Annotated in this window: 20 protein-coding genes and 2 pseudogenes; 8 read left to right on the forward strand and 14 right to left on the reverse strand. The window is 64.7% G+C overall.

Annotation, left to right across the window (positions count from 1 at the left end):
• Positions 1-196: 196 nt before the first annotated feature.
• The 4 genes from LGM71_RS24395 to LGM71_RS24410 form a co-directional block, all read right to left on the reverse strand.
• Complete coding sequence (locus LGM71_RS24395) at positions 197-1,657, reverse strand: amino acid racemase (protein ID WP_413226907.1); 1,461 nt, start codon at positions 1,655-1,657, stop codon at positions 197-199.
• Positions 1,654-2,928: a dicarboxylate/amino acid:cation symporter gene (locus tag LGM71_RS24400; protein ID WP_226116857.1), complete on the reverse strand. Its 1,275-nt coding sequence runs from the start codon at positions 2,926-2,928 to the stop codon at positions 1,654-1,656. The genes LGM71_RS24395 and LGM71_RS24400 overlap by 4 nt, the downstream gene beginning before the upstream one ends.
• A gap of 185 nt (positions 2,929-3,113) precedes the next feature.
• Entirely contained in the window at positions 3,114-4,028 is a 915-nt protein-coding gene (locus LGM71_RS24405; protein WP_059605477.1) for a LysR substrate-binding domain-containing protein, read from the reverse strand.
• A gap of 106 nt (positions 4,029-4,134) precedes the next feature.
• Positions 4,135-4,443 carry an H-NS histone family protein gene (locus tag LGM71_RS24410; protein WP_175815404.1) on the reverse strand — a complete coding sequence of 103 codons (309 nt, stop codon included), beginning with the start codon at positions 4,441-4,443 and terminating at the stop codon, positions 4,135-4,137.
• Positions 4,444-4,630: 187 nt separating this feature from the next.
• Between LGM71_RS24410 and LGM71_RS33455 the strand changes: the two are divergent.
• Together LGM71_RS33455 and LGM71_RS33460 are read left to right on the forward strand one after the other, a co-directional pair.
• Positions 4,631-4,808: pseudogene (locus tag LGM71_RS33455) on the forward strand (transposase); the annotation flags it as partial.
• Positions 4,809-4,886: 78 nt separating this feature from the next.
• Positions 4,887-5,108, forward strand: a pseudogene (locus LGM71_RS33460) (IS3 family transposase); the annotation flags it as partial.
• A 407-nt stretch (positions 5,109-5,515) separates the two neighbouring features.
• On the opposite strand, the gene LGM71_RS24420 reads toward LGM71_RS33460, so the two are convergent.
• From LGM71_RS24420 to LGM71_RS24430, 3 genes are all read right to left on the reverse strand, one after another.
• The gene (locus LGM71_RS24420) at positions 5,516-8,614 is read right to left on the reverse strand and encodes an efflux RND transporter permease subunit (RefSeq protein WP_226116858.1); all 3,099 of its coding nucleotides are present in this window, start codon (positions 8,612-8,614) and stop codon (positions 5,516-5,518) included.
• Positions 8,611-9,732, reverse strand: coding sequence for an efflux RND transporter periplasmic adaptor subunit (locus LGM71_RS24425; RefSeq protein ID WP_226116859.1), 1,122 nt, complete (start codon positions 9,730-9,732; stop codon positions 8,611-8,613). The genes LGM71_RS24420 and LGM71_RS24425 overlap by 4 nt, the downstream gene beginning before the upstream one ends.
• A 76-nt stretch (positions 9,733-9,808) precedes the next feature.
• Positions 9,809-10,426 carry a TetR/AcrR family transcriptional regulator gene (locus LGM71_RS24430; protein ID WP_151049994.1) on the reverse strand — a complete coding sequence of 206 codons (618 nt, stop codon included), beginning with the start codon at positions 10,424-10,426 and terminating at the stop codon, positions 9,809-9,811.
• A 98-nt stretch (positions 10,427-10,524) separates the two neighbouring features.
• On the opposite strand from LGM71_RS24430, the gene LGM71_RS24435 reads away from it, so the two are divergent.
• The 5 genes from LGM71_RS24435 (at position 10,525) to LGM71_RS24455 (ending at position 16,629) form a co-directional block, all read left to right on the forward strand.
• Positions 10,525-11,991 (forward strand): efflux transporter outer membrane subunit, encoded by a 1,467-nt coding sequence (locus LGM71_RS24435; RefSeq protein WP_226116860.1) that lies wholly within the window; start codon positions 10,525-10,527, stop codon positions 11,989-11,991.
• A 237-nt stretch (positions 11,992-12,228) separates the two neighbouring features.
• A complete protein-coding gene (locus tag LGM71_RS24440) occupies positions 12,229-13,161 on the forward strand; it encodes a helix-turn-helix domain-containing protein (protein WP_226116861.1) in 933 nt (310 codons plus the stop codon).
• Positions 13,162-13,535: 374 nt separating this feature from the next.
• Positions 13,536-15,005, forward strand: a complete 1,470-nt coding sequence (locus tag LGM71_RS24445) for a catalase (protein WP_226116863.1) — start codon at positions 13,536-13,538, stop codon at positions 15,003-15,005.
• A 66-nt stretch (positions 15,006-15,071) separates the two neighbouring features.
• Positions 15,072-15,713, forward strand: coding sequence for an HD domain-containing protein (locus LGM71_RS24450; RefSeq protein WP_226116865.1), 642 nt, complete (start codon positions 15,072-15,074; stop codon positions 15,711-15,713).
• Positions 15,714-15,882: 169 nt separating this feature from the next.
• The gene (locus tag LGM71_RS24455; protein WP_226117067.1) at positions 15,883-16,629 is read left to right on the forward strand and encodes a glucose 1-dehydrogenase; all 747 of its coding nucleotides are present in this window, start codon (positions 15,883-15,885) and stop codon (positions 16,627-16,629) included.
• Between the two features lie 184 nt (positions 16,630-16,813).
• On the opposite strand, the gene yjfF is transcribed toward LGM71_RS24455, so the two are convergent.
• From yjfF to LGM71_RS24475, 4 genes are all read right to left on the reverse strand, one after another.
• Positions 16,814-17,932: a galactofuranose ABC transporter, permease protein YjfF gene (gene yjfF, locus LGM71_RS24460; RefSeq protein ID WP_124901840.1), complete on the reverse strand. Its 1,119-nt coding sequence runs from the start codon at positions 17,930-17,932 to the stop codon at positions 16,814-16,816.
• Entirely contained in the window at positions 17,929-18,969 is a 1,041-nt protein-coding gene (locus LGM71_RS24465; protein WP_226116866.1) for an ABC transporter permease, read from the reverse strand. The genes yjfF and LGM71_RS24465 overlap by 4 nt, the downstream gene beginning before the upstream one ends.
• Positions 18,966-20,480 (reverse strand): sugar ABC transporter ATP-binding protein, encoded by a 1,515-nt coding sequence (locus LGM71_RS24470; RefSeq protein ID WP_226116867.1) that lies wholly within the window; start codon positions 20,478-20,480, stop codon positions 18,966-18,968. The genes LGM71_RS24465 and LGM71_RS24470 overlap by 4 nt, the downstream gene beginning before the upstream one ends.
• A 68-nt stretch (positions 20,481-20,548) precedes the next feature.
• A complete protein-coding gene (locus LGM71_RS24475; protein ID WP_059529188.1) occupies positions 20,549-21,511 on the reverse strand; it encodes an ABC transporter substrate-binding protein in 963 nt (320 codons plus the stop codon).
• Positions 21,512-21,936: 425 nt separating this feature from the next.
• On the opposite strand from LGM71_RS24475, the gene LGM71_RS24480 reads away from it, so the two are divergent.
• Positions 21,937-23,007: a DNA topoisomerase IB gene (locus LGM71_RS24480; protein ID WP_226116868.1), complete on the forward strand. Its 1,071-nt coding sequence runs from the start codon at positions 21,937-21,939 to the stop codon at positions 23,005-23,007.
• Between the two features lie 27 nt (positions 23,008-23,034).
• Here LGM71_RS24480 and pqqE read toward each other — a convergent pair whose 3' ends face one another.
• Genes pqqE through pqqC form a run of 3 tightly spaced genes read right to left on the reverse strand, consistent with a single transcriptional unit; the run spans position 23,035 to position 25,158 of the window.
• Positions 23,035-24,159 (reverse strand): pyrroloquinoline quinone biosynthesis protein PqqE, encoded by a 1,125-nt coding sequence (pqqE, locus tag LGM71_RS24485; protein WP_413226908.1) that lies wholly within the window; start codon positions 24,157-24,159, stop codon positions 23,035-23,037.
• 1 nt (position 24,160) lies between these two features.
• Positions 24,161-24,442, reverse strand: a complete 282-nt coding sequence (pqqD, locus tag LGM71_RS24490) for a pyrroloquinoline quinone biosynthesis peptide chaperone PqqD (protein ID WP_006751646.1) — start codon at positions 24,440-24,442, stop codon at positions 24,161-24,163.
• Positions 24,439-25,158 (reverse strand): pyrroloquinoline-quinone synthase PqqC, encoded by a 720-nt coding sequence (gene pqqC, locus LGM71_RS24495; protein ID WP_059605494.1) that lies wholly within the window; start codon positions 25,156-25,158, stop codon positions 24,439-24,441. The genes pqqD and pqqC overlap by 4 nt, the downstream gene beginning before the upstream one ends.
• Position 25,159: the final 1 nt, after the last annotated feature.

The following is a 25,159-nucleotide window of genomic DNA, read 5'->3' on the forward strand; positions in this document are numbered from 1 at the left end:
CCGTCTGGATGAGTTAGCCGGAATTCACGGTGCCGGAACGCTGCGGCGGATGCCCGCACGCGCGGCGCACGTGCCGCACGGGTCATGCCCGCGCCGCTCGAGTTCGACGGATACTATACTGTATATTCATACAGTTTTCCACGGGCAGGCCGAGCGGCGTGCGCCGTCGACGTCTGCTCCCGGGGCAAACCGCGGCTCACCCGCCGCCCGCCATCGCATACGCAATACACGTGCGGGCCAGTACATCGGTTGGATCGACGAGCGTCGCGCGCCTCCCGTTCCGCGCAACATATTCACCGCCAGGAAGCAGGAGCGGCAGTTCCGTACAGCCGAGCACGATTACGCTCACGCCCTCGGCAATCATCGCCTCGATGGCCGCCCCGATATCTTCCTCGCACTGTCCGGACGTGAAGCCGGCCTTGACGCCCCGCTTCCCGTAGATCGCTGCCATCACGCGCGCCTGCAATGCCGGCCCCGGCGCGACTTGCCGAAGCCCTTGCGACTCCAGCGCCTTCCGGTAGACCCCGCTTTCGATCGTGCCGGACGTCGCGAGCACCCCGACCTCCCGCAGCACCGGATAGGTGTCGCGCAGGTAGGCGACCGTGACGGTCAGCATGTTGACGATCGGAATGCCGAGGTACGGCTGGATCCGCTCGACGAACGCATGCGCGGTGTTGCACGGAATCGCGATGACGTCGGCATCGCCGTCCTCGAGCTTCTTGCAGGTCGCGTACAACGAGATCGTCGGGTCCGCGCCGGTGCCGATCAGGTTCTCGGTCCGGTCGGGAATCTGCGGGTTCTGTTCGACCAGCAGCTTGATGTGTTCCTGATCACGGGACGCCGGCGTGTTGCGCACGATCTTGTCCAGGAAATCGACCGTCGCGGCCGGCCCGACGCCGCCGACCACGCCAACCTTGAACGGCGCCGCGCGTGAGCCGGCGTGCCCGGTCACCGCGTACTGCGCATATGCGAGGTTCGAATCCACGACCGGTACGCGCAGCGGGCCGATTTCGCCCGCGACCAGCGCGATCTCGGTCAGGCCGGGGACGATCACCTGCACGCCCTGATCGATCAGGTCCTCGCATGCGCGGCGCAGCAGTTCGACCGGCCGGCCGCACAGATTGCCGCGCTTGATGCCATCGGCACCGTAGATGGCTTCCGTCACGAGATCGATCCCGTCATGCGTCCGCGGGTGAACGACGTCGAACTGCGGTGACGGGAAATACGTCTCGATGAGTCGCTTGTCCCGCACGTAGTCGGAAGCCAGCACGCCAATGCGCGTCGCGTCCGGGTACTTGCGCCGCACGTGGTAGCGAACGGCTTCGACGATGTCCACGATCGGCAGGCGCGTATTCGCCTTCAATTCGTCGATGAACGTGTGGCTCAGGAAACATGGCAGCACGACCGTCGTCACGCCGCGCTTCTCGAACTGCCGGATCATGTCGAACACGTACAGCTTGCGCTCGATGGTCGCCGCGCTGCCCGACCCCGAGCCCTTGAACGGGTATTGCTCGAAGATCATCTCGGCGTGTTCCTCGTCGGACGACGCCGGCGTCGCCTTCACCATCTTGAAGAACACGTCGGCACTGCCCAGCGGCCCCAGGCCGCCGACCACGCCGAATTTCCGCCGGGCATTCACGCTATCCGTGCACATCATGCGTTCAGCTCCGGCTGGTCGAATACGGCACCCTGCGACTGCGCCGCGCGCCGGCTCTCCCACTTCGCGATCACCGCCGTCGCCACGCTGTTGCCGATCACGTTCGTCATCGTGCGGCCCATGTCGAGGATCTGGTCGATCGCGAGCACCATCGCGACGCCGGCCACCGGCAGATGGAACATCGGCGCGACCGCCGCGACCACGACCACCGAGCCGCGCGGCACGCTCGCCATGCCCTTGCTGCTCAACATCAGCACCAGCAGCATGAACACCTGCTCCGACAGCGGCATGTGCACGCCGAACGCCTGCGCGATGAAGATGGCCGCGAACGCCTGATACATCATCGATCCGTCGAGGTTGAACGCGTAACCCAGCGGCAGCGTGAAGCCCACCACCTTCTTGTCGACGCCGAACTGCTCGAGCTGCTCGGTCAGGCGCGGATAGGCGGCCTCGCTGCTGGCGGTCGAGAAGGCGATCAGCGCGGGCTCGCGCACGACCTTCAGCAGGCGCCAGACGCCCCGCCCGAGAAACACGTAGCCGACGCCGATCAGGATCGCCCAGAGCACCAGCAAGCCGAGATAGAACGCGCCGATCAGCTTCCCGTACGTGTAGATCACGTCGAGCCCGCGCAGCGTGACCGACGACGCGATCGCACCGAACACGCCGAGCGGTGCCGCGCGCATCACGTAGTTCGTCAGGCGCAGCATCACCGGCACCATCCCGTCGATCGCCTGGATCACGGCGCCGACGCGCTGGTCACGCTTCAACGCGCTCAGCGCAACGCCGAGAAAGACCGAGAACACCAGGATCTGCAGGATGTCGTTGCGCGCCATCGCATCGAGCAGGCTGGTCGGGAACGCATGCGTGATCACGTCCCGGGCGTTCAGCGCGGCGGTGTTCAGTCCGGTGTTGACCTCGCCGGCGGTCTCCGTGAGGTTGAGACCGGCGCCCGGCTGCAGCGCATTGGCCATCACGAGGCCGAGAATCAACGAAATCAGCGACGCGCAGATGAACCAGCCGATCGAGCGCAGGCCGATGCGGCCGACGTCCTCGCCGCTGTCCATGCCGGCCAGGCCGGACACGAGCGTCACGAACACCAGCGGCGCGATGATCATCTTGATCAGGCGCAGGAAGATGTCGGTGACGATCGAGAAGTAGCCGGCGATCATCTTGAGCGTGGCCGGGTCGGTGATGTTGGCGTGGCACGCATAACCGGCGATGACACCGAGGATCATGCCGACTGCGATGCTTAAGGTGAGGCGATTTTTCATGTCCATTCGTCCTTGGGTGGCACTCGGCCGCCGGAAGGCGGCGAGCGCGCTGCGAAGAAGGCCGCGCGACGCAGGTCACGCGTCGCATGTGCCGTTGGAACGAATGGTAGGAACGGCCGAAAAAATCGTGATGCCAGTGCAACATGGCGGTATGCGAGCGTCGCATAACGCGGGAAAACCCTGGTTCAGCCGAGCCGGGCAGGCGCCGCGCGCAGATGCTGCCAGAGGGAGTCCAGGAATTCGCTGCGATTGGACACGTCGCGATACACGCGCAGCTCGACTTCCAGGTTCCACGCCGCCGGGCCGGCCGGCACGAGGTCGCCGGCCGCCAGTTCGGCGGCGATCGCGCTCCGGGGCAGCCACGCAACGCCCTCGCCTTCCATCACGAGCTTCTTGAGCACTTCGGCCATGTCCGATTCGTAATGCAGCTGCAAGGCCGGCGCATCCGGTGCGCGGCCGAGCAGCAGCGCGAGACAGCGGCCGAAGTAGCTGGTTTCCGTGTAGGTAATCAGCGGCAGCGGATTCTGCTTCGTTCCGGGCAGGCGAAACGCGGGCGCCGATCGACGGTTCGGCCGGCACGCCGGCATCAGCGTGTCGAGGCCCACTGTCAGGTGCTCGTACTTCGCCGGGTCGAGATGGAGCGGCAGCTCGGGATGGTGATACGCAAACATCAGCTCGCAGTTGCCGTTGACGAGCATCAGGATCGAGTCGTGGACGTTCGTCGGAATGACACGCGCCCGCACTTCGCCGAAATGCGGGGCGAGCGCCTTGAGCCAGGCCGGCAGGAAACTCAGCGCGATCGTGTGGCCCGCGGCGATCTGCAGGCTCTTGCCGGCGATCCGCTGCTCGGTGCGGATGATCGCGCGGGTATCGTACAGGCGGCTGATGACGTCCTCGGCCGTTTCGCGGAACAGGCGCCCTGCCGGCGTCAGCACCGGCGGAAAGCTGCTGCGGTCGATCAGCTCGGAGCCGATCCACTGTTCGAGCGACTGGATGCGGCGGCTGAAGCCCGACTGCGTGACGTTGCGAAATTCAGCCGCGCGGGAAAAGCTCTGGTATTGCGCGAGCGCGAGGAAATCCTCGATCCATTTGATTTCCATAGTGGCCTTGGAGGTCGCGGGTAAGCCGGCCCGCTCGTCGCCAGGGTCCTGGCGAAGCACGGGTCGGCGGACGCCTCCATTTTATGGGCATCGCGCAATGTCGCGTTCAACCCTCCTGGCGTTCGATCAGGAAGCGCTCGCGGCGCTTCCCCTTGATCCATGCCGGCTCGCGTCCCCGGCCGGACCACGTCGCTCCGGTGTTCGGATCGCGGTACTTCGGCGCGACGGCAGCCGTTTTTCGCGCCGCCCTTGTGGCACTGCCCTGACGGCCGAATATCTGTCTCGGGGTCAACCCATATTCGGCGACACGGGTACGGACCTCCTGCAGCACGGTCTCGAGTTCAGCCTGTCGCGCTTCCTCGGCACGTTTCATCAGTTCATCGGCTTGCGCCTTCAATTCGCGATAGCCCGACATCCCTTTCCTCCAAATTGCTCCGGCGCCATGAAAAGCCGAACGGGACGCAAACCCCGAACGGTTCGTTGTGTTGTCAACGGGTGGTGTCACGCTCGACCGCTCGACGCGGCACGAGGCCTGTCTTCCTACGTAGCGGATGCGTCGGCGAAGCGCGTGCGCACGTCGTTCAGAACGGCAGCTTGACGAAGAGATCTGTCGCAAGCTCGGAATCAGCGAGGCGACTTTCTACAACTGGAAGAAGAAATTCGGAGGGTTGGGGCCTTCTGAGTTGCGCCGCTTGCGCGAGCTCGAAGAGGAGAACGCGAAGCTGAAGCGGCTCGTGAAGGATCAGAGCCGGGACAAGGCCATGGACCTACTCGCAAAAAATGTGTGGTCCGCGCCGGCTTTGCAAGGCGAGCGTTGTCGATAAATTGCGTGATCGCAATCGAACGAATCTGACCAAGAGCTGCGCGTTGTTTAGCATGTCTCGCTCGCTGTATCGGTATCAGTCGGTTGCGCGTGATTCATCGGCGCTGCTCGTGCGTATCAAGGAGATCACCGCTATGCGCGTGCACTACGGGTATCGGCGCGTTCACATGATCCTGCAACGGGAAGGCTGGCGAGACAATTGCAAGCGCGTCTACGGGTTGTATCGTGCGGAGGGCCTGTCACTGCGGCACAGGCGGCTGGCCATCGAGGTCGGACAAAGTCTGAAGCCTCTCATCAGAACGGATTGCTTCAGCCTAGGTGACCGAACGCGTTTCTACACGGCCTCGGCCATGACCGGCCATTCGCCATCGCGCTCCGACGGACATTTACACGTCCGCTCCACCTCGGAAGCTGTCATTGGGGAGAAGTGGGACGAACGGCCGCTCATCGGGGAGCGACATCGCCCGCGCCTGACAGTAATCTTTGAGTAACTTCAGCCGAACGTCGATTTGAATTTCCGGTCAGACCTGCAGTCGTCTAAATGACTTCAGAAAACTGACCTGTATTCACCGCACGACTTCCATTTCGGGACCAAACGGCTCATTGCCAGTCCACATCGACAGAGGTCCCGGGCGAAACCCGCATCGCCCGGGTGCGAACATGTCTACATAATCGCGCTGGCGTTGGGTTCGAGCGCGGAATGGCTTTCCACTGCCCCTGGTCGGATCTTGAACCAGATCGAATACATCGCGGGCAGAAACACCAGCGTCAGAATCGTTCCGGCAAAAGTCCCGCCAATCAGCGTATAAGCCAACGTGCCCCAGAACACGGAATGCGTCAACGGAATGAAGGCCAGCATCGCTGCGAGCGCGGTCAGAATCACGGGCCTGGACCGCTGGATCGTGGCTTCCACCACCGCGTCGAAGGGCGTCATGCCTGCGTGCGCGTTCTGCTCGATCTGGCCGATCAGAATGAGCGTGTTGCGCATTAGAATGCCCGAGAGAGCGATGAACCCCACCAGCGCATTGATCCCGAAGGGCTGGTTGAACAGCAGAAGTGTCGGCACGACGCCAATCAGACCCAGCGGACTCGTCGCGAACACCATCATGGTCGCGGCAATCGAGCGCGTCTGGAAAATGATGATGAGCAGCGTCAGCGCAATCATGATGGGAAACAGCGGCGCGAGCGCCTTCGTGGCCTTGTCGGCTTCCTCGATGGAACCGGCTTCCTCGATCCGATAACCGTCGGGCAACTTCGCAATAATCGGCTGGAGTTGCGCGAGCATTGCCGTCGACACATCGGGCGGCTGCAGTCCTTCCGCAATATCGCCGCGCACTGTGATCGTCGGCGTGCGATCGCGACGGCGAAGAATCGGATCTTCCATGCGAATGTCGACCTTGCCGATCTGCGAGAGCGGTACGCGCTGCCCCGCCGAGCCGATCAGCGTAAATCCGTCGATACGCTGCGGATCGAGCCGTATCTCGCCCGCCGATCTCGCGACGAGTTCCACCGAGCGAATGTCCTCGCGCACGTGCGTGACGGGAATGCCTGTCAGCAGGAATTGCAGTTGCTGCGCGACGGAACTCGACGTCAACCCAAACGCACCAAGCCGATTTTGATCGAGCGTGAAATGCACCGTGGGCACTCGCGGGCCCCAGTCGGCGTTCACCGTTCGCATCATCGGGTTGCCATTCATGGTCCGTTCGACCTGCGCGGCGATGGTGCGCAGCGTCCGGGCGTCCGGGCCCATGACTCTGAACGCAACGGGGTAAGGCGAGTAAGGGCCGAACACCAGTTGGGTGACGCGAACCTGCGCCCCGGGCACCAGCCCTTCGGCGATGGCTTTGCGCAGACGGAATTTGAGCGCCTCACGCTGCTTCTCGTCATTCGTGCGGATCACCATCTTCGCGAAAGACGAATCGGGCAATTCCGGCGACATCGCCAGATAGAAGCGCGGCGCCCCCTGTCCGATGTACGACGTCACGATCTTCGCTTCCGACTGCTTCGCGAGCCACGCCTCGACCCTCTCCGTCGCCGCAGAGGTTTGTTCGATCGATGTGCCATACGGCATTTGCACTTCCACGAGCACTTCAGGGCGATCTGAGGTCGGGAAAAACTGCTTTTTCACCAGCCCCATGCCCATCACGGCGATCACGAACAAGCCCACCACGAGCCCCGCGACTAACCACTTTCGCCGGATCACACGTCCCAGGAACGCGCGAAAACGCTGGTAGTTCGGCGTGTTGTAGATGGCACCGTGACCGCCTTCAACCACGGCAATATCGGGCAACAGCTTGACGCCGAGGTACGGTGTGAAGACGACGGCCACGACCCACGAGGTGATCAATGCGATGCCGACGATCCAGAACATGTTGCTCGTGTATTCGCCAGCCGTCGAGCGCGCGAAGCCATTCGGCATGAAGCCGACAGCCGTGACCAGCGTGCCCGACAGCATCGGCGCGGCGGTGTGGCTCCAGGCGTAAGCCGACGCCTGGACGCGGTTATAGCCCTCCTCCATTTTCACGACCATCATTTCGATGGCGATGATCGCGTCGTCGACGAGCAGGCCCAGCGCGAGAATCAGCGAACCGAGCGTGATGCGGTCGAAGCTTTTGCCCGTGGTGGCCATCACGACGAAGACGCCCGCGAGAGTCAGCGGCACCGCCGCCGACACGACGATGCCGACACGCCATCCCATGCTCGCGAAGCTCACGACCATCACCACGAGCAGCGCGACAAAGAACTTGACCATGAATTCGTCGACGGCCGAATGGATATTGACGGCCTGGTCGGTCACCTTCGTGAGGCTCATGCCCAGCGGCATCCCGGCATTGATCGTTGCGACTTCCGCGTCGAGCGCCTTGCCGAGGTTGAGCCCGTTCCAGCCGTCCCGCATCACGACGCCGAGGAGCAACGCCGGCTCGCCGTTGTTGCGAATCTGGAAAGTGGCCGGGTCTTCGTAACCGCGTTCGACGGTCGCCACGTCGGAGAGCTTCAGCGTGCGGCCCTGAACGACGATCGGCGTGTCGCGAATGGTCTGCAGCTTGTCGAAGGCGCCTTCGATACGAATGAAGACCTGCGCTCCCGCCGTATCGATCGAACCGGCCGGCGTCAGAACGTTCTGGCTGTTCAACGCGGCAAAGATCTCCTGAGGCGTCACGCCGAGCGTCGCGAGCCGGTCGTGCGAAAACGAGACATAGATCCGTTCCGCCTGCTCGCCGATGATGTTCACCTTCTTGACGCCCGGCACATGAAGGAGCCGCTGGCGCAATCCCTCGGCGTCGCGCACCAGCGATCGTTGCGGCTCGCCTTTCGCCTTGAGCGCGAACAGCGCGAACGTTACGTCGGAGTACTCATCATTGACGAGCGGGCCGATCACGCCGGGTGGCAGGTTGCCCGCTTCATCATGCAGCTTCTTGCGCGCCTGATAGAACTCCTCGGGCACGTCCGCGGGCGGCGTACTGTCGAGCAAGGTCACAGTGGTGAAGGCCAGCCCCGGCCGCGTATAGGTCTCGGTCCGGTCGTACCAGCGCAGTTCCTGCATGCGCTTTTCGAGCGGCTCGGCCACCTGGTCCTGCATTTCCTGCGCGGTCGCGCCGGGCCATGCCGTAATGACCGTCATCGACTTGACGGTAAATGGCGGATCTTCGGCCCGCCCCAGCTTCAGGAAGGCAATCACGCCGGCGATCGAGATCAGGACGATCAGAAACAGCGTGACCGAGCGCTCCCGCACCGCAAGAGCCGATAAATTGAAGCCGCTCATTGGGTCGCTCCTTGCGCGGAGACGGATGCGGCGACCATCTTGTCGTTGGCGAGACGCACGCGCTCTCCGTCGTGCAACAACTGGGCACCGAGCGCGACGACCTGGTCGCCTTCGCGAAGATCGCCTGTCACCGTCGCACTGTCGTCGCTCAATGCGGTGACACGCACCTTGCGCCAGGTCACCCGAGACTGGGATCGATCGACGGTCCAGACTCCGGTGCCCGAGCCCGAATCGAACACGGCGCCGACCGGTACCACCATGGCGGCAGGTGCCTGGCGGGCATCGCCGGCGAGATCGAGGGTCACGGTCGCACCGAGCGGTGCATTCGACAACGCGCCCTCGAGGACGTACCTCGCCTCGTAGGTCCGTGTCAGTCGATCGGCGGAGTCGGAAAGCTGGCGCAGGACGGCGGGAACAGGCTTCTGGTCCGCGCCGTAAAGCGTTGCTTCGGCAATCGAGCCGGATGCGGGGCGCAGCGTCTCGGGAAGCTGGACGACGGCCTCGCGGGGGCCGGCATGCGCGAGCCGCACGACGATTTGTCCGGGCGCGACTACCTGGCCCGGCTCCGCCAGCGTCTCGACCACGACGCCGTCGGCGTCCGCCATGACGACGGCGTATCCGGAAGCGTTGTTGGCGAGCACTGCCTGCGCCTGCGCGGCGACGAGCTGGGCCTTGGCGGAGTCCGCGGCCGCCTTGAGCTGGTCATAGGTCGACGCTGAGACCGCGCCTGCTGCGACGAGATCCCGATACCGCGCCTCGTCGGCGGCGGTCTGCGTCGCGCGCGCCTGCGCAGCATCCACGAGTTTCTGCTGCGCACGGGCCTGCAGTCCCAGATCGATCGGATCGATGCGCATCAGGGGCTGGCCGCGCTTGACCGTTTGGCCCGCGTCGACCAGGCGCTCGATGACCTTGCCCTGGACCCGGAAACCGAGATCGCTCTGAACGCGAGCGCCCACGACGCCCGAAAACGAACGGCTCGCCCCCGCCGCGCCGTGAACGGCGCTTGTACGCACAAGCGGCGCCTCGGTACGCGGATCAGCAGCCGGATGCTCGCCGCATGCCGCGAGCGCGAGCGAAGCCACGCCCAATGTATAGACAAAATGATGGCGCCGGAACATGAGGTCCCCTCTCGCAAAGAACAGGAGCACTCATTCTGATACCCGTGACCAATTCAGTCAATAGTCACGAGAGGGTTCACGGAGCAAGACTTCTGAGTACCAGGCTCGCAAGGTGGGCCGTCGCCTCTTCCGCACCCTCGAGGTTGTACTGGAGCAGCAGGGGATTGAAATAAGGCTTCATCACCAGAAAGATCGCGTTCACCGCCTCGTCTTGCGGCGTCTTGCGTTCGAATTCGCCGGTTTCGCGTCCGAGCCGCAGGATATCGGTGATGAGTTGGCGGATCTCGTCCTCATAACCCTGGACGGATGGCCAGGGCGATGCGGCTGACACGGCGGCAATATCGTAGAGCTTGCGATCCTGGAAGAAGAGCTGGCTTCCAGATGCAAGTAAGGTCTTGAACATGCAGCGAAATTTTTCAGTCGCACTGTGCGCGCCGCCGATGTTTTCTCTGACTGCGGCGATCATCGCGGCGAGGCGATTAGCGCAGATGACTTGACCGATCGCCTGTTTGGAGTCGAAGAATTTGTAAATATAGGCTTTTGAAAACCCGATTTCCTTCGCGAGGTCGGAAACGGTGGTCTTTTCGTAGCCGTAGCGGCTGAAGTATTCCGTTGCGGCGTCGACGATCTGGGCGCGAACTTCGTGGTCCGAGGGGCCACGGGATGGGGAGGCGGAGGGAGTCGGTTTGTTCATGCCTCAAGCTTAGTCCCTCACTCGTCAGTTGACAACTTGTGACCATATTGTATATTGGTCACACCATCCGCTCTCCCGTTGCCGCTCCCGAGATGATCATGCCCTTGCACCGTCCCCTTGTTCTCCTGGCTAGCGTCGCCGCCCTTTCGGCGTGCGCCGTGGGTCCCGACTACCACCGTCCGGATGCGCCGCTGGCGCAGCACTATATGACCCAGCCGCCCGCCCGCGCGGCAAAGGCTCCGGTTGCCGATCTGTCCGCATGGTGGGAAAGCTTCAACGACCCGCTGCTCACGCATTACGTTTCGCTGGCGCTGGACCAGAACCTGGATCTGGCCCAGGCCGTCGCGCAGATCACTCAGGCGCGCGCGCGCCTCGGCACGGCCAACGCGGCGCTCCTCCCGTCGGCCTCGATTTCCGCGTCGGCCGCACGCGCCTATCAGTCCGTCGACACGCCGTTGGGGCAATTGCTCAATGCCACGCCGGGTTACGAGCGCTGGGGCACCGAGTACGAAACCAATCTGGAGGCCGGTTGGGAGATCGACATTTTTGGTGGTCTGCGCCGTCGGCGTGAAGCCGCGCTCGCCGATTACTCGGCGACGCAGGCGGCCGCGGTCGCCACCCGACTTGCCGTCGCGGCCCAGACCGCGGATATCTACGTCACGATCCGGGGGCTCCAGGCCCGTCTGGATATCGCGACCCGGCAGGTGCAGACGCAGCAGGCGCTTCTCGCAGACGTGAAACTCCTGTATTCGAAGGGTGCGGCGGCCGACTATCAGGTTCAGCAGGCGCAAGGTGCGCTCGACCAGGTTCAGGCCGGCGTGCCCGTCCTCCTCGCGGCGCTCGATGCAGCGTCGAACGCCCTCGATGTGATGCTCGGCACCTTTCCCGGCACGCACCGGGCAGAGCTGAGCCCGCCATCCGTGATCCCCGTTGCGCCGTCGCTCGCGGAAATGGGCACGCCAGCCGATCTGCTGCAAAGACGTCCCGATCTGATCGCGGCCGAACGTCACCTCGCCGCCGCCAATGCGCGCATTGGCGCTGCGATCGGCGAGTACTACCCAACGGTCTCGCTGAATGCCTTCCTCGGCAGCGCGACCTCCGCCGCTGCCGGTACGTTGTTCTCGGGCGGCGCCAACCAGGCGGCCGGCCTCGTTGGGCTGCGCTGGCGCCTGTTCGATTTCGCGCGCATCGGCGCCGATGTCGACGCGGCGAAAGGCGCCGACGCGCAGGCGCTAGCGGCGTATCGGCAGGCCGTCCTCCGCGCCTCCGAGGACGTCGAGAACTCGCTCTCGGCATTGGTGAATCGAGAGGCGCAGGCTGCCACGCTGTCGAACGCCGAGTCGTCGTTTTCCCGCGCCAAGGATGCCTCGATGACCGCGTACCGCAGCGGTGCAGCGAGTTTCATCGACGTATTGCACGCCAACGAGACCCTGCTCCAGGCCGCCGACGCGCGTGCACAAGCACAGACGGAATCCGCACGTGCAGCGATCTCGACGTTCAAGGCGCTCGGCGGCGGCTGGGATCCGGCATCGCACGTTGGGCAGACGTCGTTGACGTCGCGCTGACGTAGCCGCCCTGCATTGGCGCGCGCAACGAAGCCCGTGCGCATTCCGGGTTCGCGCAAGCGCGAACCGCACCATTGCCGTGCGCGTCGCGCCCGCAATCGGACACCGTCTCGCGCGGCACGTCCCCCACCGCGCGACCGACATCGAATTGGGCTAAATTTGGGTCTGATTTCGTTTGAACCCGCCGTCGGGCAAAGGCACACAACGCTCGTACGGGCGCACTCCAGGGCGCGATGAATGAACGATAAGGATTCTGTCGAGTTCGGGCAACCCGTTGCAGACGACACCCTCGCCAAACGGTTTCTACTGCGCGATGCACCCACGGTGCGGGCCGGCGTTTTCTCCCAGGGGCAACCGATCTCGTTCACACGGTTAACCAACCCCCGGCCTCAACCGGGGCGCTCGCTCACGCCGCAACCGGAGGAGGCCTTTGTCTTTCAGATGCCGCTGATACTGGGCCCCGATCCCGGCCTCCGTTATTCAAGCGGCAACCTCGACGCTTCCGCATCGTGCAGTCCCGGCAGTTGCTATCTGCTCGACCTGCGCTCGAGCCCGACGCGCCGTCTCGACATGCCGTTCGATACCATGCGGCTCTATCTGGCCCAAGGCGCGATCGAGGAATTCACCGATCAAAAGCGGCGCCGGCGCATAGGTGGACTCGTGCAGCCGCATCTCGGCGCCAGCGACCCGGTGCTGTTCAGTCTTTCGCATACGCTGCAGGCAGTCCTGCAGCAGCCCAACCTGACGAGTGCGCTGTTCATCGATTACCTCGCCCTGGCATTTTGCGAACACGTCGTCACACGATATGGCCGAGCCGCTCCGGCGCTCCGTCCACGCCGCTCCGGACTGGCTCCGTGGCAGATGCGGCGCATCGAGGATTATTTCGCGTCCCACCTGCACGAAAATCCGTCGATTGCCGATCTCGCGCGCGAATGTAATCTCTCCACCAGCTACTTCGGCGAAGCCTTCAAGCACTCCACCGGCAGCACACCCCATCAGTGGCTACTCAAGCGCCGTATCGAGCGCGCAAAATCGCTGCTGCGGGAAACCGATGCGAACCTGGCCAGCATCGCATCGGACTGCGGATTTTTCGACCAAAGTCATTTTTCGCGCGTGTTCTCGCGTTTCGAAGGGTGCGGGCCAAAAGAGTGGGCGCAGCGGAACCGATAGCACCAGATATATGCAAACGTCGTTGTCGGCACGCGGGTACTCGCTCGATATGCGTCGACACGCTACGCCCCCCGCTCCCTGATTCGAATTCAACCACTGTCCCCGGTGTTCGACGGTCGCCCGCGATTCGTCCATCGAATCGTTGTTTTATACAAGATCACGCGGGCACCCAACAGGTACGCTTCTCTCACATCGACTCGTCGATGCCTCGGCAGCTCGTCACCCATTGAACGGGTGGCCATCGCAGTCCGGCCATTTCTTTTCGCCGCTCCTGCCGAAATTGCACGTTGATTTGCCCATAAAGCCTCGCGCGGCCGCCAGCCCGGAACGGAGTGGCGCTGCGCCGGTCCGCCCAACCCTCCTGGAGTCGAGGCATGAAAAATCGCGATACGTCTGTGCGTCTTGATCACGCGACGGGTGCACCCGTCGCCGACAATCTGAACATCGAAACGGCCGGCCCGCGCGGTCCCGCGCTGCTGCAGGATATCTGGCTGATCGAGAAACTCGCGCACTTCGACCGCGAGGTCATTCCAGAACGACGCATGCACGCCAAAGGATCGGGGGCGCACGGGGTATTTACGGTAACGCACGACGTCACGCGCTACACGAAGGCGAAACTCTTTTCGGAAATCGGCAAGGCAACGCCGGTATTCATGCGCTTTTCAACAGTCGCCGGCGAGCGCGGCGCCGCGGATGCCGAGCGCGATATCCGGGGCTTCGCGGTGAAGTTCTATACGGAAGAAGGGAACTGGGACATCGTGGGCAACAACACGCCCGTGTTCTTTTTCCGTGATCCGCTGCGTTTTCCCGACCTCAACCACGCGATCAAGCGCGACCCGCGCACGGGACTGCGCAGCGCAAACAGCAATTGGGACTTCTGGACGCTCCTGCCGGAGGCGCTTCACCAGGTCACGATCGTCATGAGCGACAGGGGCATACCGCGCAGCTATCGGCACATGCATGGATTCGGCAGTCATACGTTCAGCCTTGTCGATGCCGACAATCGGCGAACGTGGGTGAAGTTCCACTTCCGTACGCAGCAAGGCATCTCGAATCTGACTGACGGCGAAGCCGAGCAGCTCGTGGGCAAGGACCGCGAAACGCATGGCCGCGATCTTTACGAAAGCATCGAACGCGGCGACTTCCCGCGCTGGACACTCTTCATTCAGGTGATGAACGACGACGAGGCCAGGTCTCTGCCGTTCAACCCGTTCGACCTGACCAAGGTCTGGCCGAAAAGCGATTTCCCGTTGATCGAGGTAGGCGTACTCGAATTGAACCGCAATCCGGGCAATTATTTCGCCGAGGTCGAGCAGGCGGCCTTCTCGCCCGCGAACGTCGTGCCCGGCATCGGCTTTTCGCCGGACAAGATGCTGCAGGCGCGTCTCTTCTCTTATGGCGACACGCAACGTTATCGGCTGGGCGTGAACTTCAATCACATTCCCGTCAATGCGCCGAAGTGCCCCTTCCATAGCTACCACCGCGACGGCGCCATGCGCACCGACGACAACCTCGGCGGCACACCGTCTTACTACCCGAACAGTTCCGGCGAGTGGGAAGTCCGGCCCGATCTTCACGAGCCGCCGCTGCGGATCGAAGGCGAGGCCGCACATTGGGACCACCGCGTGGACGTCGATCACTTCGCGCAGCCCGGAAATCTGTTTCGTCTGATGAGTCGGACGCAGCAGCAATTGCTGTTCGATAACACCGCTCGCCAGATGGGCTCCGTTCAGGCGCATATCCAGGAACGCCACATCCTCAATTGCGCGAAGGCCGACCCTGAGTACGGCGCGGGCGTTCGCGAGGCCTTGGCAAGAATCGGGGCGACGACTGCGACGAAGTAGCCGGCCATTCGCGTGCGGCGTCCGCCACGACGCCAGCGTCCGATCACATCTCGATGGAGAACCGTCATGTCGCAGGTCATTCAGGATGTCGCCGTACCCGATAGTCAACTTGCACGGGAAATTACCGAGTTCGTGCGCGACACGTCTAGCCCGCTGCTCTTTCATCACTCGAGCCGCGTGTATTTGTTCGGGGCGCTGGAAGGCGCGCGCCGCGGCCTGAAATTCGATCGGGAACTCTTGTACGCGGGCGCCATGTTCCATGACGTAGGCCTTGCCGGTGCGTACAGCAGCGCCACCGAACGATTTGAAGTCGATGGGGCCAATGCGGCGCGCGAATTTCTCTCCGGCCGGGGCATCGATGCGGCCGACATCGATCTCGTCTGGACGGCCATTGCGCTGCATACCACGCCCGGCATTCCGCGCCATATGCACCCGATCGTCGCGCTGGTGACGGCCGGTGTCGAGATGGACGTGCTCGGCCTCTCTTACCACGATTTTTCCCACGAGGAACGCGAAGCAGTGACGCATGCGCATCCGCGCCCGCCACACTTCAAGGAGGAGATCATTCAAGCCTTCTACGATGGCATCAAACACAAGCCGGAGACCACATTCGGCAACGTGAAAGCGGACGTGATCGCCGACAAGGAGCCGCATTTCCATCGCGGAAATTTTTGTTCAGTTATCCGTAACTCGCCGTGGCCGGGCTAAAGCAGAAGTCCTGCACGACTACGCGTCGATTCGCCCAGCATCGTGCGATCGGCGCCCCGATTTCGCGACGGCGCATCAGTCCGAGGTGGCAGAAAACATTGCCGATTGCATCGTGCGCGACGCGACGTCGGTTTCTATCAGCGGCTTCATTCACACCGAGGTAAAAATCATGAGCAAGCTTGCAGGGAAAGTGGCGGTCGTCACCGGCGCGTCGAAAGGGATCGGCGCGGCCATCGCGAAGGCGCTTGCGGCAGAGGGCGCATCGGTTGTCGTGAACTATGCGAGCAGCAAGACCGGCGCGGACGCCGTTGTGTCAGCCATCACAACGGCCGGAGGCACGGCGATTTCCGTGGGCGGCGACGTGTCGAATGCCGCCGACGCGAAGAGCATCGTCGACGCGGCGATCGAAACATACGGCCACCTCGACATCCTCGTGAACAACTCCGGCGTCTACGAGTTCGCGCCGATCGACGCATTTACGGAAGCGCAATACCGCAGGCAGTTCGACGTCAACGTGCTCGGTGTTCTGCTCACCACACAGGCCGCGGTCCAGCACCTTGGCGAGGGTGCCAGCATCATCAATGTCAGTTCGGTCGTTTCGACGCTCACGCCCGCCACGACCGCCGTATATAGCGGCACGAAAGGCGCGGTCGATTCCATCACCGGCGCACTCGCCCGCGAACTCGGGCCGCGGAAGATTCGCGTGAACACGATCAATCCGGGCGTGATCGTGACCGAAGGTGCACAGACCGCCGGGGTGATCGGATCGGAGTTCGAGAGTTCGGCGGTCAGCCAGACGCCGCTCGGGCGTGTGGGCAGACCGGACGACGTGGCGTCGATCGCGGTTTTCCTCGCCTCCGACGACGCAAAGTGGTTGACTGGCGAACACATCATCGCCAGTGGCGGCATGCGATGAGGCAGATTCGCGGAACTACGCCCGCGTGATCAGCCACCTCGGCCCCGCGGCGGCACGGGATCCGCTCGATGCGCTGGACCTGCACGCGATCGAGCGGCCGGCCGAGTCGCCAAGACCTGTCGGCATCGCCGATGCGTCGTTCAACGCCGAACCGGATAGGGATATGGCCGGACCTGCGTACCCGTCACCGGCGCGCCGCCGACGGTGTGAACCGCCACAACCGCCGCATCGTCGACACCAGCGCCGCATCGTCACCCGGCGCCGCTGACCCGGCCTGCGCGACTTCCCGCTTCCGCCGTTTCGGATCGAGCCCCGTCCCGCCGCTACGCCGCCGCGCAGCGTGCCGCTCGATGACCCGCTGCAGCAGACAGAACACGCACAGCAGCGCGCCGATCACGATCCGCGTCCACCACGAACTCAGCGTGCCGTCGAACGTGATGAGCACCTGGATCGTGCCGAGGATGCCGACGCCGAACACCGACCCGATCACGTACCCCACCCCGCCGGTGAGCAGCGTGCCGCCGATCACGGTCGCAGCGATCGCGTCGAGCTCCATCCCCTGCGCCTGCAGCCCGTAGCCGGACAGCACGTACAGCGTGAACACCACGCCACCGAGCGCCGAACAGAAGCCACTCAGCGCATACACGCCGACCTTCGTGCGCGCGACCGGCAGCCCCATCAGCAGCGCCGATCGCTCGTTGCCACCGACCGCATACACGTTACGGCCGAAGCGCGTGAAATGTGCAACGTAGATCGCGGCGGCCAGCGTCGCGAGCGCAATCAGCGCACCGGCGCTCAGCGTCCCGCCACCGACCGGCACGCTGATGCCCGCGAGCGCATGGAAGGTCGGCTCGTTGATCGTGATCGACTGCGTCGTGATGAGAAAACATGCGCCGCGCGCGAGAAACATTCCGGCAAGCGTGACGATGAACGGCTGCAACCTGAAGTAATGAATCAGCGCACCCATCGCCGCGCCGTACAGCGCGCCGAACACGAGCACCAGCGGCACGATCGCCCAGACGGGCCAGTGCAATCGCTCGGCGCCGACCGCGCAGAAGATCGTTGTCAACGCAACGACAGAGCCGACCGACAGGTCGATACCGCCCGACACGATCACGAACGTCATCCCGATCGCGACGATCAGCAGGAACGCGTTGTCGACGAGCAGCCCGGTCAGCACCTGCATCGAGAAGAAGCCCGTGTACATCACGGATCCGAAGCCGAACAGTGCGGCAAACAGCACGATCGTCACGACGATCGGCAACGTGCGCGGGTCGGTAAGCGATGCGAAGAATCGTTTCATCGCGGCGTGGCTCCGGTGGTGGCGCGCGAGCGGGTGGAAGACAGCAGCCGCGACGCACGCTGGATCACCAGCCCGCGCGCCGCGTCCGACTGAATCAGCGTCACGACGATCACGACGAGCGCCTTCACGACGAGCGTCGCCTCCGGTGGCACGCCGATCGAATAAGTCGTGTAGGTGAGCGTCTGGATGATCAGCGCGCCAAGCACGGAACCCGCGAGGCTGAAGCGGCCGCCGAGCAGCGACGTGCCGCCGAGCGTCACCGCGAGGATCGCGTCGAGTTCGAGCAGCAGCCCCGCGTTGTTGCCGTCGGCGCTGCGCACGTTCGAGCTGGCGAGGATGCCGGCGAGCGCCGACATGACGCCGGCGAACAGATATACGCCAAACACGACCGCCCCCGCGCGCAAGCCCACGAGCCGCGTCGCGACCGGGTTCACGCCGATCGCGCGGATGAACAGGCCGAGCGCCGTGCGGTTCACCAGCAGCGCGGTCGCCGCGATCGTCGCGATCGCGATCCAGACCGAACACGGCACGGCCGCGAGATAGCCGCCGCCGAGTTCGAGGTAGCCCGGCGCGCCGATCGGGATGATCTGTCCGCCCGTCAGCAACTGCGCGATACCGCGTCCGGCGACCATCAGGATCAGCGTCGCGATGATCGGCTGCATCCCGACGAACGCGACGAGCACACCGTTCCATGCCCCTGCGAGCAACCCCACGCATAGCGCAGCCGCCAGCGCCGGGCCGACCCGCGCCGGATCGCCGTCGAGCACGATCGCCGCGGCCGCGCCGGCGATCGCGACGATCGCGCCGACCGAGATGTCGATCCCGCGCGTCGCGATCACGAGCGTCATGCCGAGGGACACGATCACGAGCGGTGCCGCGCGATTCAGGATGTCGATCGGTGCGCCGAACAAGTGGCCGTCGAGCACCGCGATCGACAGGAAGCCGGGCCGATGCGCGACGTCGAGCGCGAACAGCAGTGCGAGCGTCAGCATCGGCCATACGAGCGGATGGCGAAGCAACGTGCGTAACCGGATCATGACCGGCCTCCCGCGATCAGTTGATACACGTGTTCTTCCGACGCCTCGGCACCGGTCAGTTCGGCGACCTTGCGGCGATCGCGCAGCACCGCGATGCGGTGGCTCACGCGCACCACTTCGCTGATCTCCGATGAGATGAACAGGATCGCGAGCCCCTGCGCACACAGCGCGAGCACGCGCTCCATGATGTCGAATTTCGCGGCGACGTCGATGCCGCGCGTCGGCTCGTCGAGGATCAGCAGCTTCGGCTCCGTCGCGAGCCAACGCGCGAGCAGCACCTTCTGCTGGTTGCCGCCGGACAGCAGCCCGATCGGCTGCTCCGCGTCGCGCGCCTTGATGCCGAGCTTCGCGATGTACGCCTCGGCGAGTTCGCGCTGGCGCGCGCGGCCGATCAGCCGCCACCAGCCGCGCCGAGCTTGCAGCGCGAGGACGATGTTCTCGCGGATCGACAACGCCGCGACGATCCCCTCCTTCTTGCGATCCTCAGGGCAATACGCGATCCCGTTGCGCACGGCATCGTGCGGCGACGCGAGCCGCTTGCGTGCGCCGTCGATCTCGATCGCGCCGGTGTCGGTGCGCTCGGCCGCGAACGCGAGCCGCGCGGTTTCCGTGCGCCCCGAGCCGAGCAGCCCGGCCAGCCCGACGATCTCGCCGGGCCGCACGTCGAGATCGAGCGGGCTCATCATCCCGCGCCGGCCTGCCTGCTGCATCGAGAGGAATGGCGCGGCCGCATCGGCATCCCGCTGCACGGCCGCCGCGCCTGCCTGCAGCTTGCCGGACATCGGTTCGCGGCCGGTCATTTTCGCGACGAGCATATCGACCGGCAGGTCGCGCGCGAGGTACTCGCCTTCGCGCTCGCCGTTGCGCATCACGGTGATCCGGTCGGACACCGCATAGGTCTGTTCGAGAAAGTGCGTGACGAACAGGATCGCCATCCCCGACGCCTTCAGTCGGCGCAGCACGTCGAAGAGCCGAGCGACCTCTCCGTCGTCGAGACTCGACGTCGGTTCGTCGAGAATCAGCACGCGCGCATCGACCGACACGGCCCGCGCGATCGCGACCATCTGCTGCACCGCGATCGGATACGCGTCGAGCGAGCGCGTGACGTCGAGTGACAGGTCGAGCTCGGCGAGCGCATCGCGCGAGCGTGCATGGATCGTCTTCCAGTCGATCGCCCCGCGCCGCATCGGCTGCCGGCCCGCGAAGATGTTCTCGGCGACCGACAGGTTCGCGCACAGGTTCACTTCCTGGTACAGCGTCTGGATTCCGGCCGCCTCGGCCTCGCGCGGCGCGGCGAACCGCACCGGTGCGTCACCGACGCGAATCTCGCCCGCGTCGTGCGCGTGCACGCCGGTCAGCACGTTGATCAGCGTCGACTTGCCCGCGCCGTTCTGGCCCATCAGCGCATGAATTTCGCCCGGAAACAACCGGAAGTTCACGCGCTGCAGCGCGTTCACGCCCGGGAACGCCTTGTCGATGCCGATCATCTCGACCACCGGCGGATTCGTCATGGATCGCCCTCGATTCGAGGCGGAAGGCTGACGGCGGCAGCCGCGCCGCCGCCCGCGTCCGCCGGGACTCAGTACTTGCGGGTCGGCAGCACCTGCGCCGCGACGCTCATCGGGAACACCGTCTCGTTCGTGACGATGCGCTTCGGCAGCTGCTTGCCGGCGACCACGTCCTTCACCGCGGTCATCAGCTGCGGCCCGAGCAGCGGGCTGCATTCGACGTCGACGTTGATCTTGCCGGCCACCATCGCCTGGAAGCCGCCCTTGGTCGCATCGAACGATACGACGCTCACGTCCTTGCCGGGCTTGATGCCGGCCTCTTCCATCGCCTGAATCGCGCCGAGCGCCATGTCGTCGTTGTGCGCGTAGACGACGTTGATCTGCTTGCCGTAGGTCTTCGCGAACGCTTCCATCACCTGCTTGCCGCCGGCGAGCGTGAAGTCGCCGCTTTGCGATGCGATCACCTTGAACTTCGGATTGTTCTTGATCACTTCGAGCAGGCCCGCGCGGCGATCGTTGGCCGGTGCGGAGCCGACCGTGCCCTGCAGCTCGACGATATTGATCGGGCCCGCATCGTTCTTGAAGCGCTCTTCCATCCAGTGGCCGGCGCGCCGCCCTTCCTCGAGGAAGTCGGAGCCGATCATCGTCACGTACAACGACGGATCCTTCACGTCGACGCCACGATCGGTCAGGATCACCGGAATATGGGCCGCCTTCGCTTCGGTCAGCACCGGCTCCCAGCCCGACTCGACGACCGGCGAGAACGCGATCACGTCGACCTTCTGCGCGATGAACGAGCGGATCGCACGGATCTGGTTCTCCTGCTTCTGCTGCGCGTCCGAGAATTTCAGGTTGATGCCGGCGTCCTTCGCCGCGCTCTTCACCGACACGGTGTTGGCGGTGCGCCACGCGCTTTCCGCGCCGACCTGCGAGAACCCGAGCGTGATCGGCTTTTGCTGCGCGTGCGCACCCGAAGCGAATACCGTCGCCGCGGCGACGAGCGCACCGGCCGTCAGCTTCCTGATGAATGTCATGGTCCGTCTCCGATGATGTCGTTGTATGCCGCGGCGCCTGCCTGGCGCGATGCCGTGCTGTTGTGGTTCTGCGTGGCGCGGGTGCGGTTCGGGGCGGTGCCGGCCGGCGCATGCGGCCGGCCCGGTATGTACGCCCCGGATCAGTCTAGAAACAAGTCCGATAACCTTCCAATGAAATATTGGATTGAAGCGATATCGGTATCGGCATACGTATAAACACCTAGCACCGGATCGTCGCCTGCCCCCACCGTTTCGACGTGGGCGGGGCAGCGTATCGCGGCGGCGCACGGATCTTGCTGTCGCACTGGCAAGCGCTGTTCGCGCCCCGCGACAGCCGCTCCGACAACAAGGAGAGCAACGATGTCCGCCGCGCGTGAACCCCGATCGCCGCACATGGATACGCCGCTTCGCTGGCGGCTTGCGACATGAAGAAACGTACGTCCCGAAGCGGCCCCGGCACCGAAACCGTCGCTCGTCTTGCCGCGCCGCTGCGCCATGTCGACGACCGGCATCCCGGCTATACGCGCCGGCGGTTGCGCCACGGCTTCGCGTACTACACGCAGGACGGCGTCCGGATCCGCGACGCCGACGAAATCGCCCGCATCGATGCGCTAGCAATTCCGCCGGCGTATACCGATGTCTGGATCTGCATGGACCCGCGCGGCCATTTGCAGGCGACGGGGCGTGATTCGCGCGGGCGCAAGCAGTATCGCTATCACCCGCAGTGGCGCGAGACGCGCGACGCGAACAAGTACGCGCGGATGGCGGCCTTCGCCCGCGCGCTGCCGCGCATCCGCACGCGCGTCGCGCGTGATCTGGCACTGCCCGGGATGCCGCGCGACAAGATCGTCGCGACGATCGTGCGGCTGCTCGACACGACGCTCGCGCGGATCGGCAACGCCGAATATGCACGCCAGAACGCGTCGTACGGGCTGACGACGCTGCGCAAGCGCCACGTGTCGATCCGCCCGGGACAGGTTCGCCTGCGCTTCACGGGCAAGAGCGGCATCGAGCACGACGTGACCGTGGACGACCCGAGCGTCGGCCGGATCGTGCGACGCTGCGCGGAGTTGCCCGGGCACGAGCTGTTCCAGTATGTGGACGACGACGGCACACGTCATTCGATCGGCTCGTCCGACGTGAACGAGTATCTGCGCGAAGCAGCAGGCGCGGAGTTCACCGCGAAGGATTACCGGACATGGGCGGGCAGTGTTCAGGCGCTGGCATTGCTGCGGCGCATCCCGCATGAGGACGTCACGCAGGCGCGCAAGCAGATCGTCGAAACGGTGCGGGCCGTCGCCGACATATTGCGCAACACGCCGGCCGTGTGCCGACGATGCTACATCCACCCGGCGGTGCTCGATGCGTTCGAAGCCGGGATGCTCGCGGCGCTGGAGGTGCGCCACTCGCCGCGCGGGCTGCGCGTGGACGAAGCGGCGTTCGCTGCGTTGCTCGGGCAGGCGGCGCGTCAATCGTCCAGGAAGTCGAGAAAGTGACGTGCCCGATACAGCGGCACGCGCTGCTCAACGCCCGACAGAATTCGCAGCACTGCGAAAGATCAGCGGACGCTCGTCCTGCCGCCCTCCCCTCCGCGCGAACTGCACGGCCTGTTCGACCCGGCCGTGATGCTCGGACTTCGCGCAGACCGGATCGGCCTGCGCGGGGTCGCCTGCCAGCATGTATGCCTGGCAGCGGCACCCGCCATGATCCGCATGGCGCTCGTCACAGGTGCGGCACGGGTCGCGCATCCAGCCGTCACCGCGAAACGCGTTGAACGCGTCGCTTTCATACCAGATGTCCTTCAGCGACCGGTCGCGCACGTTCGGCAGCTCGAGGCCGGGCAACCCGCGCGCCGCATGGCACGGCAGCGCGGTCCCGTCCGGTGCGACGCCGAGGAATACCGAGCCCCAGCCGTTCATGCAAGCCTTCGGCCGCTGCTCGAAGTAGTCGGGCACGACGAACAGTATCTTGCACCGTTCGCCGACGAGCTTGCGGTAGCGGTTGACCGTTTCCTCCGCTTCGCGCAGCTGTTCGGCGGTCGGCATCAGCTGGTCGCGATTCAGCATCGCCCAGCCGTAGTACTGCGTATTCGCGAGTTCGAGAAAATCCGCGCCAAGGTCGAGCGCCATCTCGATGATCTGGCCGACGTGCGGCAGGTTGTAGCGATGCAGCACGCAGTTCAACACCATCGGATAGCCGTGCGACTTGATCAGCCGCCCGACGCCGCGCTTGAGGTCGAAGGTGCGCGTGCTGGTCAGGAAGTCGTTCAGCTCGCGCGTCGAATCCTGCAGCGACAGCTGGATATGATCGAGCCCGGCCGCCTTGAGCCGGTCGATGCGCGCGGCATTCAGGCCCACGCCCGACGTGATCAGGTTGGTATAAAAACCCAGCGACCGCGCATGCTCGACCAGCACCTCCAGGTCGTCGCGCTGCAGCGGTTCGCCGCCGGAAAAGCCGATCTGCGCGGCGCCGAGCGCGCGCGCGTCGCTGATCACCGTGCGCCATGCGTCGGTATCGAGCTCCGCGCCGTGTGTCGCGAAATCGACCGGGTTGTAGCAGAACGCACAGTGCAGCGGGCAGCGGTACGTGAGCTCGGCGAGCAGCCACAACGGCGCGGACGGCCGGTTCGGAGGAGGGGTCATGTCCATGTCAGTCGAGCCAGCCGCGCAGTCGCGCATGATCGAGGAAGCGATAGACGTCCGACGCAAGGTCCGACGTGCTGAACAGCCGCTCGAGTTCGTCGATGATGTCGTCGAGCTCGCGCGTGCCGTCGCAGCGCGCGAGGATCTCGCCCGCGCTCGGGTTGAGCCGGACCATGCCTTCCGGATACAGGAGCACGTACGCATCCTGGGCCGCCTCCCACTGCAGGCGGTACATGCCCCTCAGCGAGGGGCGCAGCGGCACGCCGCTGACGGCGTCGTTGGAGTTCATGCGGGATACGCCTTTTCAATCGCATCGAGAATCGACCACAGCACATCCAGCTTGAACGACAGGATGTCGAGCGCGCGCCGTTGCGCGTCCGGTGTCGTGAAATGGCTCAGCGTCACCGCGAGCCCGTGTTCGACGTCGCGTTGCGCGAGCGGCACGCGGCTGCGGAAATACTGCAGCCCGTCCGCCTCGATCCACGGATAGTGGGACGGCCAGCCCGCGAGCCGGTCGAGGTGGATCTGCGGCGCGAACATCTCGGTCAGCGACGAGCACACGGCCTCCTGCCACGGCGCGTGCCGCGCGAAATTGACGTAGGCATCCACCGCGAACCGCACGCCGGGCAATACGTGCGCGAGCGACCACAACGCCTCGCGCTCGATGCCGACCGCCTCGCCGAGCCGCGCCCATGCCTCGATCCCGCCTTCCTGACCGCCGTGACCGTCGTGATCGAGAATCCGCTCGACCCACAGCCGGCGCGTGTCGCGGTCCGGGCAATTGGACAGGATCGCCGCGTCCTTCAGCGGAATGCTGACCTGGTAGTAGAAGCGGTTCGCGACCCAGCCGCGAATCTGCGACGCTGAGCACGCACCGGTATTCAGGCGGCGGTTGAATGGGTGGTGGATGTGATAGCGCGATTCGAGCGCGCGCAGGCGCGCCTCGAACTCCTGCGCACTCCAGGGTGTCGCGTGCAGCGCCGCGGCCGGAATCGGTGCGTTCATG

The sequence above is a fragment of the Burkholderia sp. AU33545 genome, assembly GCF_020419685.1.
Taxonomy (GTDB): domain Bacteria; phylum Pseudomonadota; class Gammaproteobacteria; order Burkholderiales; family Burkholderiaceae; genus Burkholderia; species Burkholderia diffusa.

Excerpts from the sequence above, each read along its gene's own strand:
- yjfF (WP_124901840.1), bottom strand. The coding sequence starts at position 17,932 with ATGAAACGATTCTTCGCATCGCTTACCGACCCGCGCACGTTGCCGATC.
- LGM71_RS24395 (WP_413226907.1), bottom strand. The coding sequence starts at position 1,657 with ATGATGTGCACGGATAGCGTGAATGCCCGGCGGAAATTCGGCGTGGTC.
- LGM71_RS24470 (WP_226116867.1), bottom strand. The coding sequence starts at position 20,480 with ATGACGAATCCGCCGGTGGTCGAGATGATCGGCATCGACAAGGCGTTC.
- LGM71_RS24410 (WP_175815404.1), bottom strand. The coding sequence starts at position 4,443 with ATGTCGGGCTATCGCGAATTGAAGGCGCAAGCCGATGAACTGATGAAA.
- pqqE (WP_413226908.1), bottom strand. The coding sequence starts at position 24,159 with ATGGACATGACCCCTCCTCCGAACCGGCCGTCCGCGCCGTTGTGGCTG.
- LGM71_RS24480 (WP_226116868.1), top strand. The coding sequence starts at position 21,937 with ATGAAGAAACGTACGTCCCGAAGCGGCCCCGGCACCGAAACCGTCGCT.
- LGM71_RS24455 (WP_226117067.1), top strand. The coding sequence starts at position 15,883 with ATGAGCAAGCTTGCAGGGAAAGTGGCGGTCGTCACCGGCGCGTCGAAA.
- LGM71_RS24435 (WP_226116860.1), top strand. The coding sequence starts at position 10,525 with ATGCCCTTGCACCGTCCCCTTGTTCTCCTGGCTAGCGTCGCCGCCCTT.
- LGM71_RS24440 (WP_226116861.1), top strand. The coding sequence starts at position 12,229 with ATGAACGATAAGGATTCTGTCGAGTTCGGGCAACCCGTTGCAGACGAC.
- pqqC (WP_059605494.1), bottom strand. The coding sequence starts at position 25,158 with ATGAACGCACCGATTCCGGCCGCGGCGCTGCACGCGACACCCTGGAGT.
- LGM71_RS24425 (WP_226116859.1), bottom strand. The coding sequence starts at position 9,732 with ATGTTCCGGCGCCATCATTTTGTCTATACATTGGGCGTGGCTTCGCTC.
- pqqD (WP_006751646.1), bottom strand. The coding sequence starts at position 24,442 with ATGAACTCCAACGACGCCGTCAGCGGCGTGCCGCTGCGCCCCTCGCTG.
- LGM71_RS24465 (WP_226116866.1), bottom strand. The coding sequence starts at position 18,969 with ATGATCCGGTTACGCACGTTGCTTCGCCATCCGCTCGTATGGCCGATG.
- LGM71_RS24400 (WP_226116857.1), bottom strand. The coding sequence starts at position 2,928 with ATGAAAAATCGCCTCACCTTAAGCATCGCAGTCGGCATGATCCTCGGT.
- LGM71_RS24475 (WP_059529188.1), bottom strand. The coding sequence starts at position 21,511 with ATGACATTCATCAGGAAGCTGACGGCCGGTGCGCTCGTCGCCGCGGCG.
- LGM71_RS24430 (WP_151049994.1), bottom strand. The coding sequence starts at position 10,426 with ATGAACAAACCGACTCCCTCCGCCTCCCCATCCCGTGGCCCCTCGGAC.
- LGM71_RS24450 (WP_226116865.1), top strand. The coding sequence starts at position 15,072 with ATGTCGCAGGTCATTCAGGATGTCGCCGTACCCGATAGTCAACTTGCA.
- LGM71_RS24445 (WP_226116863.1), top strand. The coding sequence starts at position 13,536 with ATGAAAAATCGCGATACGTCTGTGCGTCTTGATCACGCGACGGGTGCA.
- LGM71_RS24405 (WP_059605477.1), bottom strand. The coding sequence starts at position 4,028 with ATGGAAATCAAATGGATCGAGGATTTCCTCGCGCTCGCGCAATACCAG.
- LGM71_RS24420 (WP_226116858.1), bottom strand. The coding sequence starts at position 8,614 with ATGAGCGGCTTCAATTTATCGGCTCTTGCGGTGCGGGAGCGCTCGGTC.